The following is a 12,295-nucleotide window of genomic DNA, read 5'->3' on the forward strand; positions in this document are numbered from 1 at the left end:
AATACAAATGCACTACGGGTTATAATAGAAATAGAACTCATTTTTTTTATAATTTAGATGATAAACATTTGATGTTATTTCTGATAAAATAGCTATTAAAACAATATTGTTTATTCCATAAGGTCCATTTATAATAAGAGATAAAAATACGATTAAGCTAAAAATAAATAGATTTACTCTATAAAAAATGGAAAAAAACATAAAGTTTTGACATTCAGTGGATTTATGGTGTTATAAAAATAGAAAAATAAATTTAATTATCGTTAATTTATTCTTTTCTGGTTTATAAAACCAAACTTTCAATTTCATATATATTTCTTGAAAATAGAAGTGTTTAAAATCATATCTAAATGAGTGATTTTTTGTACCTTTGCACACTCAATCGTAATTAAGAAATGGAAGAAGAAAAAAAATCATTGAATTTTATTGAGCAAATCATTGAAGATGATTTAGCGAATGGGATGCCAAAAGAAAATTTACGTTTTCGTTTCCCTCCAGAACCAAATGGTTATTTGCATATAGGGCATGCAAAAGCAATCTGCTTAAACTTCGGTTTAGGACAGCGTTACAATGCACCTGTAAATTTACGTTTTGATGATACAAACCCTGAGAAAGAAGAACAAGAGTTTGTAGATTCTATTCGTGAAGATGTAAAATGGTTAGGTTTTGAATGGGCAGAGGAACGTTATGCTTCTGATTATTTCCAGCAGCTTTACGATTGGGCTGTACAATTAATCAAAGAAGGAAAAGCTTACATCGACGATCAAACATCGGAATTGATTAATGAGCAACGTAAAACTCCTTTCGAACCAGGAGTTAATTCTCCTTATAGAGATCGTTCTGTAGAAGAAAACTTAGAGTTATTCGAAAGAATGAAAGCTGGAGAGTTTGAAGAAGGTTCTCATGTTTTGCGTGCAAAAATAGATATGACTTCTCCGAATATGAATATGCGTGACCCTGTGATGTATCGTATTTTGAAACGTCCTCATCACCGTACTGGAGATACATGGAAAATGTACCCAATGTACGATTGGACACATGGAGAATCTGATTATATCGAAGGAATTTCACACTCATTGTGTTCGTTAGAATTCAAAAATCACCGCGATTTATATGAATGGTATGTGAATAATGTTGAGTTGCCAAATCAACCTCAAAAACCAAAACAACGCGAATTTGCTCGTGGTAATGTTTCGTACATGATTACAAGTAAACGAAAGTTGATGAAATTGGTACAAGAAGGAGTTGTAATAGGTTGGGATGATCCACGTATGCCTACAATTTCAGGTTTGCGTCGTCGCGGTTATACGCCAGAATCGATCAAGAATTTCTGGAATACAGCCGGTGTTGCAAAACGTGATAATGTTTTAGATATTTCGTTATTAGAATTTTCTGTTCGTGATCATTTAAATAAAATTGCTCCTCGTGTTTTTGCTGTCATTGATCCAGTAAAAGTTATCATCGAAAATTATCCTGAAGGGCAAGTAGAGGAATTAGAAATTGAGAATAACCCAGAAGATGAAACTGCTGGAACTCGTATCGTTCCTTTTACGCGTGAAATCTATATCGAACGTGAAGATTTTATGGAAGAAGCGCCTAAAAAATTCTTCCGTTTATCTTTAGGAAACGAAGTTCGTTTGAAAGGTGCATATTTCATTAAAGCTGAAAGAGCAGAAAAAGATGCTGAAGGAAATATCACAACAATCTATGCAACTTACGATCCTGAAACGAAGTCTGGAAGCGGAACTGAAGCTTCTAAACGTAAAGTAAAAGGTACATTGCATTGGGTTTCTGCAACAGAAAATATTCCAATCGAAGTGCGCGAATATGATCGTTTATTTACAGTTGAATCTCCTGATGCAGAGAAAGATGTTGACTTTTTACAATTTGTCAATCCAAATTCTTTAACTGTAAAAGAAGGTTTTGCTGAGCCTGCTTTGAAAGAAGCTAAAGTCGAGGATAAATTCCAATTTCAACGCATTGGATATTTTGCTTTAGATCGTGATTCTTCTACAGAAAAATTAATTTTCAATAGAACAGTTACGCTTAAAGATACATGGGCAAAAGTGAATAAATAAAAAATCTATTTTATTAAATATCAGGCTCGAACAAATTTGTTCGAGCTTTTTTATTATATTTAATCTAAATTTTAACCATGAAAAATAAAATCACTCATATCATATTTACTGCATTTATTGCCTTATCAAGTTGCAAATCAACCAAAGCAACAACAGAAAAAAAAGCGAATGATTCTACTGATAAAATCGAAAGAACTCAAGAGCCAACACTTATAGGGAGATGGAAATTGGTAAAATTATCAGCTGGAATCGTAGGACGCGAACAATTACCACCTGCAGACCGTGTTACAGTTATAGAATTTACGCCCACTGAGATGATTACAATTATCAATGGTAAGGAAACAAATCGAGTAACTTATAATTTAGCAAAAGGGAAAAGTATTCATAAAACAGAGCTTGTTCCAATGATTTACACCAATGGAAATACATCGATGGGAAAAAGTTTTCATCTTGAGCAAAATACACTCGGAATTAGTGAAGAGTTTCATGACGGTTTTTATTATACTTATATAAAAATTACGAACGACGATGACGGATTACTTAGAGAATAAAAATTCGATAAAAAACTGGAATGAAGATGATCGTCCTCGCGAAAAACTAGCTTTAAAAGGACGTTCGTCGCTTTCTGATGCCGAATTGTTAGCGATTATCATGGGAAGCGGAAATCGTGAAGAATCGGCTGTAGAATTGGCAAAACGAATCTTAAATTCTGCGAACAATAATTGGAATGAATTAGCTAAATATTCAATTGTAGATTTATGCAAATTCAAAGGAGTTGGAGAAGCAAAAGCTATTTCGATAATCACAGCAATGGAAATTGGAAGAAGAAGAAATTCGCAAGAGGTTTTGGAGCGTGATAAAATTACTTCGAGCAAGGACGCCGCGATCATTTTACAGCAACAAATTGGCGATTTACCAAACGAAGAATTTTGGGTGATGTTTCTTAATCAAGGAAATCGAATCATTAAAACTGAGCAAATTTCACGAGGTGGAATTAATCAAACCGCTGTCGATATTCGAGTAATTTTTAAACGTGCCTTAGAGTTAATGGCAACTGGAATGATACTTTCTCACAATCATCCTTCTGGAAATCTTACTCCAAGTCAGTCTGATATACACATTACTCGAAAAATAAAAGAAGGTGCCACTCTTTTAGATATTCAAGTTTTAGATCACATTATTGTTTCTCAAAAAGATTTTTATTCGTTTGCGGATGATGGCCTAATTTGATATCTTTAAGCTTTATTGAAAACTATTTGAGTCAAAAAATCATCATATTTACAGAAAAAATCACAAGTCGAATTGAATATATTTTCGATTTTATTTTTCATGATTTTTTGGGAATTGACTACAAAACGACTACAGATTTTGAAGAATTTTCACAATCAATTTTACCAAAAATCAACTTTTCGAATCAATTTTTAGATAATGAAATCAATTATAAAGTTGATGATATTTTATTAGAAACAACTATTCGAAAAAATATTGATTATTCAATTTTAAATGAATTTGGTAAATGTTTTTATTGGCTTTCTCGTTATGAAGAATACATTGCTAAACCAGGACAATTTGATCAACATGATCGTTATTTAGGTTCGGATTTAGATTATTCGAAACCAATTGTAGATGAAATTTGTCTTGAAATTCAACAAAAAATAAAGTCTAAATTTCCTAAAATATATTTTAAACAGAGAGTTTTCAAACAGATTAATACTCACGACGTAGATTATGCATGGAAATATTTGCATCATTTACCTAAAGTAAAATTTGGTTCACTTTTTAAGAAAATTATTAAGGGAAATTTTTCGGAAGCAAAACAGCAAATCAAGGTTTTGAATCAGAAAGAAAAAGATCCTTATGATACATTTGATTATTTGAAAGATTTAGCTGAAAAACATCAAGTCGAAACAATTTTCTTTTGGTTATTGGGTGATTATTCTACTTTCGATAAAAATCATCATTGGAAAAATAATGCTCAAAAAGATTTAATAAATAACATTTCAACTTGGGCAAAAATTGGAATTCATCCTTCTTATCAATCTAATTTCGAACAAAATAAATTAACAACTGAAATTAATCGATTAGAAAAAATCATCAATCAACCTATAAAAAAATCACGTCAACATTTCATTAAATTGAGCATTCCTCTCACTTATCAACAATTGTTAATAAATGAAATTTTAGAAGATTATACCATGGGATTCCCTCATCAATTAGGCTTTAGAGCTGGCACTTCTACTCCATTCAAATGGTTTGACTTATCAACAAATCAACAAACATTGTTAACTATATATCCTTTTGTTGCAATGGATGTTACATTGAAAAATTATTTAAAATTAACACCGCAACAAGCTCTAGAAGAAATAAAACGATTGAAACAAACAATTAAAGCCACAAACGGAACGTTTATAACATTATTCCACCAATCAAACTTGAACGAAGATTGGGCTGAATGGCGAAAAGTTTACGAAAGTATTTTTGAATGATAAAAAGAGTTTCTCGAAAAAAATTAGATGTTAATAAATACACCGAATGTCTCAACAGATCGGTGAATTACCGCATTTATGCAGAAGTTTTTTATTTAGATGCTTTAGTTGAAAACAATTGGGATTGTTACGTTTTAAATGACTATGAAGCCATAATGCCTTTACCTTTTGTGAAGAAATTTGGGTTTAAATTCATTGTACAACCAATTTATTGTCAACAATTAGGAGTTTTTCATCAAGCAAATTTTTCGAAAGAAACTTTCAAACGTTTTGAAAAAAAACTACATCGAAATTTAGTGAGAGCTTATGCTTTTAATGAAGAAAATACAGAGATGTTTGAGCCGAAGGGACAGAAAAAGGTTAATTATATCTTAGATTTGGGTCAAGATTATGAAAATTTATTTTCAAATTATAGCAGAAATCGAAGAAACAAAGTTAGACAAGCAATAAAATTTGATTATAACTTAAACAAAACTAATCAATTAAATAACTTTCATAAAATAAATTCTTCTTACGAGTATATGACTTCAAATAACTTAATTAACTATTCAAAAGATAAACTTGAGCAGTTATTAAGTAAAAAAATCATTAATGTTTATGAAATTTTTGACAATGAAAAGAACTTACTTGGTTGTCAATTAATCATGATTTCTAAAAATCGAGTTTATAATTTTGCTTTTGCAAGAAATAAGAATTCAAAAAGTAATTTTGGATCAGCTTACATAATAGATTACATTATCAAAAACTTTTCTAATTCAGAATTAACACTTGATTTCGAAGGTTCTATGATTCCTTCTATAGCTAAATTTATGCAAGGTTTTGGTGCTATAAAAAATCATTATACAAACTATTCTAATTTAGACTTTTTGACAAAGAAAAATTAATTCACGATAGCCATTTCCAACAGAAAGTTTCTTTGCTAAATTATGATCAATTTTATTTCGATAATCTATTTTTTCGACAATTATATTTTCACGTTTTAATCTTTCTTGAAAGTCCTGTCCATGCAATCTCAATAAATCTTTTTCGCCATAATTTTTTAATCGTTCTTCTTCTGTCTTAAATTCAGCATTTTCAAACGTATTATTTATTGGATGAATAGGAGTTTGAATCAAAGCTTTTCCTCCTTTTTTTAGAACGCGAAACAATTCATCAATTGCCTTTTTTTCGTTTGGAATATGCCCTAAAACATGACAACAAATTATATAATCAAATGTTTTATCAGGATAATTTATTGAAGTAATATCCATTTCTTCATCAGCAAGATTAATGTTAATATCAGCATTGATATAACGTAAATTATCGGTCTGTTTAAAAATATTTTTCAATGCGTCTTCTGGAGCAATATGCAATAATTTATTCGGTTTAACCAATAAATCTGTTTCATTTTTTATAAACTCTAACAAAACTCTTGTCCTTTCTAATGAACCACAATTTGGACATTCAGCATTTTCTCGGTTATCTATACCGTTTGATTTATCCAAAAACTTAGAAAAAGATTGTTCGCAACAATTACAATAAAAATTATTTCCTTTCAGAAATAATCCATTCAATTTCTTTAAATTTTTTCTATTATTAATTCTTATCTTTTCGGAAAATATTTTTTTATAAAATGTTTTAATTGCATTCATTACTTACAAACGTTAAGACTGCTATTTTATGATATTAAATTTATTCAAAAAAAATATATTTCCTTTTTACCATACAGTTTCAGATAAAAGATTAATTCATATCGATCAATTATATCCATTAAAATCTATTGATCAATTTCAACGTGAATTAGATTTTTTTCAGAAAAATTATGTCAATATTTCTATGATTGAATTAATTGATTTATACGAAAAAAATGGTTCTATTCCTCAAGAAAATTACTTTCATCTTAGTTTTGATGATGGTTTGAAACAATGTTACTCTATAATTGCTCCAATATTAAAAGAACGAAATTTAGATGCAACTTTTTTTATCAATCCAAATTTTATTGACAATCAAGAAATTTTTTATCGGTATAAAGTTGCTTTCATTTTAGAAAACATTACAGACAATAACCTTAAAAAAGAACTTTTAAATTATTCTATTCATGATCTTAAAAAAATTAATTCATTAATTTTAAAACAAGAAATAAAACTAAATGATGTTGAAATTTATTTGAATGAAAATGAAATTAAAGCATTAATTCATCAAGGCTTTACAATTGGCGCACATTCAATGAATCATCCTTATTATCGCGATATTTCTTTTGAACAACAACTTATAGAGACAAATGAAAGTTTAGATTTTATCCAACAAAAGTTTAATTTGGATTATCGAGTTTTTTCTTTTCCTTTTACAGATGATGGAGTTTCTATAAACTTTTTTAATACTATAAAATCCGATTTTACATTTGGTACGGCAGGAATAAAAAACGATGAGATTTCAACAAATATTCAGCGACTTCCGATGGATAATTGTATTTCTAACCCAGCAATTTTTATAAAAAAGAATCGTTATAAATTTTATATTCAGAAACTACTACAGAAGCATGTTGTTTCTCATTAATTAATTTTTAAATCTATAGAAAAAATTCTCTTTGGATTATCGTAAAGTTTAAGAATATTTCCTTCATAATTCTTTGGTGTATAAATAGCACACATTGTATTTTCTACATGATATAGATTTTTATGAAATTGTTTAGGAACTCCTTTTATAATTGCATTCAATATTTCAAAACGTATCTTTTCTGGCGAGAATGCATAATCATGCCAAATAACGATAGAGTTTTCATGAATCAGATGTTCAAAAACATTTTTTGTATCCGAAACTACAAAATCAAAACGATGATTTCCATCGATAAAAATTACATCAAATTTTTTATTCAATCCTGAAAAATCAAATTTAGTCGAGTCTCCTAAATGTTGTTTTATTTTAGATTTATCTTTTATAAAAAAACCATGTGCATTTTCATAATCTTGTGAAAAGTTATACGTTTTATAATCCTTTGTATCTAAATCTAACGTATTCAAATCATCAGCAACATCAATCAAATTAACAATACTTTCTCCTCTCCAAGTTCCAATTTCGAAATATTTACATTGTTCAAATTCTTTACACGCATTTTTCAGCAGTAATAAATCTGTAATCAAAGAACCGCCATCTAAAAAAGCAACTGTATCTAATTTTCCGTCAAAATTTGGAAATAATTGATCTAAAGAAACTTGATTTAGTCCTTTCTTATAATGATTTGGCGTTTTCTTTTCCCAATTTTCATTTTGGTCAATGATAATATTTAATAACCAAGGATTCTTACAAATTTGAAAAAATCCATTTATAAATTTTGATATTTTTTTTGATAATGACATTTTTAAATATTTTTTAAATACTTATTAAACAAATAATATGCGTATAATCCAGAAATTAAGAAAGTTATTAACATACCTAAAGCTGCTCCTTCTATTCCATAAAAAGGAATTAATAGCGCATCAAAAATAACTAAACAAACAATTGAGAGGATTGATACTCTTACATTCCAATCTGATCTTCCTATTGTACTATTCAAGTTAATGTATAATACTCTAAACAACATTGCTAAAACAACTGCTATTGTTGCAATAAAAAAAACTGTACCACCAGTTAAATAACTTTTATTGAAAAATAACTCGATTATAAAATCTCTAAGAAAATAACTTCCTAAAAGAATACTAATTCCTATAGGAATGAATAGCTTATAATAATTTTTTATATAAAATTTCAGAAAATCCTTGTTCTGACTATTTTTAATAATTCGAGGAAAATCGGTTTGAAATAATATAGTCGGAATAAATAATAAATTCATAGGCAAAAGAATCGCAACTTTATACAAAGCAATATCTTTATCTGTCATAAAAATCGCAATCATTCCAATATCAATCGAAAACAATAACTCTGAAGCGAAATAAGCCAAAGATTCCATTCTTCCATATTTCCACATCATTTTCCAATTCATTTCACTTAAACCACTTATTGATTGTTGTAAAATTGTTTTAGAATAGAAAAATAAACTAATAAAAGGTGTAATCGCCAGCGAAATCATATAACCAATTGCTCCAAAGTTGATGGTTAAGAAAAATGTAAAAATCAGTCCCAAACAGTTAATCAATATATTTAATGAAGCAAACTTTTTATTAAAACCATTTATACGATAATCAATTGTAAGATGTGATTGGAAAAATAAGCCCAAAAGACGAACAGAAAACAAGAGAATAATCCACAATAAATGATCAAATTTTATGGCATAAAAATTAGCAATTACAATAAAAAGACTACATAAAATAAGCTGATTAATAACACCATTTCTAAATAATTTTCGACTTAGGTCTTTACGTGTTTGTTCATTTTCTTCACCAGCACCAAATTTCATCAAAACCTGTAATGAACCTAATCCATTCCATGGCGTAACAAACCCAATGATAGATGCGATAAGTGTTATACGACCAAATTCATCTTGAGGAATCATTTTTACAATGAAAATGGTATTAATCAACATCACTAATTTTTCTACCACAAAAGATAAAAAAACGTAAAAACCATTGTTTTGTAAAAAGGATTGTATGAATTTGATTAAATCTTTCATTCTAAAACTTTCGTGTAGACATCATCAAATTGTTGAGCAATTTCTTCCTTAGAAAAATTATTCAAAACATAATTATTTAATTCCTTTGGTGTTGCAAATTCATAACCTTCTATCACCTCAACCATTGCTTTATAAAGTGCTGATTCATCATTTTTATTCACAATAAATCCAAAATTATTTGGCATAAATTCTTTAATTCCACCAACATCACTTGCGATAACAGGAATTCCCGAAGCAAAAGCTTCTATTTGTACACAAGGTTGATTTTCATAATTACTAAAAAGTACAAAACAATTCACATTTTTCATCTTTTGATTCACTTCAAAATGTTGTAATCGCCCAAAAGATTTTACAAAAGCAGACAAATTATTTTCTTCAACAAAATTATTAATCAAAGTTAAATCTCCATTTCCTCCAATCTGAAATTCAAAATTATAGCCATTATCAACTAACTTTTTAACAACATTCAACATTCCTAAAATATTTTTATGTTCATTTTCTAAATGCGAAAGATGTAAAAAAGTTATTCTTTTTATTTTACAATCTTCTTTTACCGAAAACAATTCTACATCCACAACATTTGGAATAATTTTTACAATTGTTATAGGATAAATTTTAAGTATTTTCTGTGCTAAATCATTTGAAACAGGCGTTAAAACATCTACCTTTCTAAGTATTTTTTTAATTAAAAACTTCTTGTAAAATGGAAATGAAATAAAACGTTCTGGAGAAAATCCTGTCCAATGCTCTGTTAAAACTATTGGTTTTTTGTATTTATTTTTCAAAAATAAAGCAACTAAACCTGCCGGATAAACAACATTGAGATGAATTATATCAAAATTATTAATCAAAGAAACTCCTTTCAGAAAAGCTATAAATTGTTTGATTAAATTAAACGGGCGAAAAAAAGATGGTTTAAAATAAACAATTATTTCTCTTACATTTTGGTTGATAGAATCATCTATTTCAAAATTAGATTTTAAATTTTCATCTTTTACTGCATGAACAAGCGTCACATTATTTAAAGTAGAGATAGAACGTAAATGGCGCTGAATAAAATCTCCATTATCTAAAAAAATTCTACTCGGATACCAAGATGCTAAAGCTAAAATATTTTTTCTCGAATTATTCACCTAACTTTTTATAACGTTTCAGTTCTTTCATTACAAAGTAAAGTTGAACCAAATAGCCCATTCCTGCAAAGAAAGAATATAGAGATAACGTCAAAAGTATGTTTTTATTTAGTCCGCCAATCACACAAGTAATCAATGTGACGAAAACCAAATAAATATTGAAGTATAGTGCGTAATGATTTTTCTTGATAACCACGACTATTTGCTGAATAGGATTCATTGCAGAACGACACAAAATCCAAAATGAAAGTATCCACGTCATAATATGCAGGCCTCGCCATTCTGGTCCAAGCATCCACTCGAGAATAAAAATTCCGATACAATTCATCAACAAAAGAAAAACAGCAATTGCTCCAACGTTGTACAGTACCACTTTTTTCGATAAATCATATAATTGATGCGAACGATGATCAATCATTGCAGCAGATTTCTGAAAGAAAACTTTCGACATCGAATTGGAAAGTAATGTCAAAGGAACAACCAAAATTTTAGCTGAATTTCCCACAAAAGCTACATCTTCTTTCATAAAATAAATCGCAATCATAATTGGTAACAAATTGTTCGCAATTGCATTCAACGATTCTGAGGGTAATGTATATTTTAGGATTTCTTTGTTCTTAGAAATTGTTCGTTTAGCCAACCCAAAATCAATCGAAGAAAATCGTCCTTTTGTAATTGAAAAATAGTATGCACAAGACAAAATAGTTCCGAAAATTGTTCCATAAATCAATCCTGTTTCTTTGTAGCCTATCCAATAAAAAATGAACTGGAAAAAGACCGAAAACAGTGCATTAATCACAAATCCAGTTGAAATACTTTTGAATAATTTATACTTCGTAAACAATGTATTTTGAACATTATTCCAAGCTGTAAATAATCCTGCAACACAACTTAAGAAAACAATAAATAAGGAGGTTTTGAATGTGAAAATTTTTTCTAAAATAGCATAACCCAAAAAGAATAAAATCGTTACAATACTACTCACTAATAATAGGGTTGTAAACAAATTTCGAATCGCTTTTGATGATTTCGAAATCACGAAAATATTCTCTAAACGAAACGTTGTCAAAATAGAAAGAATGGCCACAAAACTTAAAAAAGCATTGTAAGTTCCCGACGCTTCTGGACCATAAATTCGAGCCAAAATAATTCCGCCAATAAACATAATCACTTGCGCAATTGTGTTACCTGCCAACAAAGACAAAACACCTTTGGCATTCTTCGTTTTAAATTTTTCTAACTTCGCTTTCAATTGATATTTTCTTCATCAGCAAATCTACATAAAATCCTTAGCTTTGCATTTATGAACACAATAAAACACGTTTTTTTCGATCTTGATAACACACTTTGGGATTTCAGAAAAAATGCAAAACTCGCGCTAGATGAGCTTTACAAAAAGTATGATGTAGAAAATAGATATGGTTTTACATTCGAGGAATTTCATCCATTTTATCACGATAGCAACGAAGGTCTTTGGGCTTTGATTCGTGACAAAAAAATTACAAAAGAAGAATTACGTGCTCGTCGTTTCAAAGAAGCTTTTGATAATCTTGGGATTGATAATGATGCTCTAGCAAAGATTTTTGAAGAAGAATACATGGAAACGATTACCAATTACAATGAAGTGGTGGATGGAGCAATGGAATTGTTGGATTATTTGAAACCAAAATATCAATTACACATTATCACAAATGGATTTATCGAAGTTTCGAAACGTAAAATTGAAACATCAGAATTAAATGGTTATTTTGATACGGTAACTTATGCAGACGAAATCAAAATCTTGAAACCTGATCCTCGTATTTTTTCTTTGGCAATGGAAAAATCTGGTGCTAAAAAAGATGAATCAATTTACATTGGTGACGATTGGATTGCGGACGCTGTTGGCGCAAAAGCTTTCGGAATGTCGGCGATTTTCTTTGATCGATTAGATGATAATTTTTCGATGGATGATGTTCCAACGATTACACATTTAGATGAAGTAAGAAATTATTTATAAACTTAAGGTTCAGA

12 protein-coding genes are annotated in these 12,295 nt (G+C 29.0%); 7 read left to right on the plus strand and 5 right to left on the minus strand.

The features are described from left to right. Positions 1-395: 395 nt before the first annotated feature. From B3J26_RS06060 to B3J26_RS06080, 5 genes are all read left to right on the plus strand, one after another. Positions 396-2,078, plus strand: coding sequence for a glutamine--tRNA ligase/YqeY domain fusion protein (locus B3J26_RS06060; protein WP_291073788.1), 1,683 nt, complete (start codon positions 396-398; stop codon positions 2,076-2,078). Between the two features lie 77 nt (positions 2,079-2,155). After that, the gene (locus tag B3J26_RS06065) at positions 2,156-2,629 is read left to right on the plus strand and encodes a hypothetical protein (protein ID WP_291073789.1); all 474 of its coding nucleotides are present in this window, start codon (positions 2,156-2,158) and stop codon (positions 2,627-2,629) included. Further along, the gene (gene radC, locus B3J26_RS06070; protein WP_286512688.1) at positions 2,607-3,308 is read left to right on the plus strand and encodes a RadC family protein; all 702 of its coding nucleotides are present in this window, start codon (positions 2,607-2,609) and stop codon (positions 3,306-3,308) included. The genes B3J26_RS06065 and radC overlap by 23 nt, the downstream gene beginning before the upstream one ends. A gap of 26 nt (positions 3,309-3,334) precedes the next feature. Further along, positions 3,335-4,564, plus strand: coding sequence for a polysaccharide deacetylase family protein (locus B3J26_RS06075; RefSeq protein WP_291073792.1), 1,230 nt, complete (start codon positions 3,335-3,337; stop codon positions 4,562-4,564). Beyond that, positions 4,561-5,448, plus strand: a complete 888-nt coding sequence (locus B3J26_RS06080; RefSeq protein ID WP_291073793.1) for a hypothetical protein — start codon at positions 4,561-4,563, stop codon at positions 5,446-5,448. The genes B3J26_RS06075 and B3J26_RS06080 overlap by 4 nt, the downstream gene beginning before the upstream one ends. Here B3J26_RS06080 and B3J26_RS06085 read toward each other — a convergent pair. Next, positions 5,422-6,117 carry a class I SAM-dependent methyltransferase gene (locus B3J26_RS06085; RefSeq protein WP_291073795.1) on the minus strand — a complete coding sequence of 232 codons (696 nt, stop codon included), beginning with the start codon at positions 6,115-6,117 and terminating at the stop codon, positions 5,422-5,424. The genes B3J26_RS06080 and B3J26_RS06085 overlap by 27 nt on opposite strands. A gap of 106 nt (positions 6,118-6,223) precedes the next feature. Here B3J26_RS06085 and B3J26_RS06090 point away from each other — a divergent pair, with 106 nt between their 5' ends. Then, positions 6,224-7,099: a polysaccharide deacetylase family protein gene (locus B3J26_RS06090; RefSeq protein WP_291073797.1), complete on the plus strand. Its 876-nt coding sequence runs from the start codon at positions 6,224-6,226 to the stop codon at positions 7,097-7,099. Here the strand turns inward: B3J26_RS06090 and B3J26_RS06095 are convergent. The 4 genes from B3J26_RS06095 to B3J26_RS06110 are packed head-to-tail and all read right to left on the minus strand — an operon-like array spanning position 7,096 to position 11,534. Next, on the minus strand, positions 7,096-7,899 hold the full coding sequence (locus tag B3J26_RS06095; RefSeq protein ID WP_125349542.1) for a class I SAM-dependent methyltransferase: 804 nt from the start codon (positions 7,897-7,899) through the stop codon (positions 7,096-7,098). The two genes, B3J26_RS06090 and B3J26_RS06095, sit on opposite strands and share 4 nt — an antisense overlap. A 2-nt stretch (positions 7,900-7,901) precedes the next feature. Next, positions 7,902-9,149 (minus strand): polysaccharide biosynthesis C-terminal domain-containing protein, encoded by a 1,248-nt coding sequence (locus B3J26_RS06100; protein WP_280049013.1) that lies wholly within the window; start codon positions 9,147-9,149, stop codon positions 7,902-7,904. After that, positions 9,146-10,282, minus strand: a complete 1,137-nt coding sequence (locus tag B3J26_RS06105) for a glycosyltransferase family 4 protein (RefSeq protein WP_125350776.1) — start codon at positions 10,280-10,282, stop codon at positions 9,146-9,148. The genes B3J26_RS06100 and B3J26_RS06105 overlap by 4 nt, the downstream gene beginning before the upstream one ends. Then, a complete protein-coding gene (locus B3J26_RS06110; protein WP_125350777.1) occupies positions 10,275-11,534 on the minus strand; it encodes a lipopolysaccharide biosynthesis protein in 1,260 nt (419 codons plus the stop codon). The genes B3J26_RS06105 and B3J26_RS06110 overlap by 8 nt, the downstream gene beginning before the upstream one ends. Before the next feature lie 51 nt (positions 11,535-11,585). Between B3J26_RS06110 and B3J26_RS06115 the strand changes: the two genes are divergently transcribed. Continuing rightward, a complete protein-coding gene (locus B3J26_RS06115) occupies positions 11,586-12,281 on the plus strand; it encodes a YjjG family noncanonical pyrimidine nucleotidase (RefSeq protein ID WP_125350778.1) in 696 nt (231 codons plus the stop codon). The last annotated feature ends 14 nt before the right edge of the window (positions 12,282-12,295 follow it).

It is taken from the genome of Empedobacter sp. UBA5987 (assembly GCF_002429865.1).
Lineage (GTDB): Bacteria > Bacteroidota > Bacteroidia > Flavobacteriales > Weeksellaceae > Empedobacter > Empedobacter falsenii_B.

Bases quoted from the DNA above. Each gene is read 5' to 3' on its own strand.
- B3J26_RS06060 (WP_291073788.1), top strand. From the start codon at position 396: ATGGAAGAAGAAAAAAAATCATTGAATTTTATTGAGCAAATCATTGAA.
- B3J26_RS06065 (WP_291073789.1), top strand. From the start codon at position 2,156: ATGAAAAATAAAATCACTCATATCATATTTACTGCATTTATTGCCTTA.
- radC (WP_286512688.1), top strand. From the start codon at position 2,607: ATGACGGATTACTTAGAGAATAAAAATTCGATAAAAAACTGGAATGAA.
- B3J26_RS06080 (WP_291073793.1), top strand. From the start codon at position 4,561: ATGATAAAAAGAGTTTCTCGAAAAAAATTAGATGTTAATAAATACACC.
- B3J26_RS06090 (WP_291073797.1), top strand. From the start codon at position 6,224: ATGATATTAAATTTATTCAAAAAAAATATATTTCCTTTTTACCATACA.
- B3J26_RS06095 (WP_125349542.1), bottom strand. From the start codon at position 7,899: ATGTCATTATCAAAAAAAATATCAAAATTTATAAATGGATTTTTTCAA.
- B3J26_RS06100 (WP_280049013.1), bottom strand. From the start codon at position 9,149: ATGAAAGATTTAATCAAATTCATACAATCCTTTTTACAAAACAATGGT.
- B3J26_RS06115 (WP_125350778.1), top strand. From the start codon at position 11,586: ATGAACACAATAAAACACGTTTTTTTCGATCTTGATAACACACTTTGG.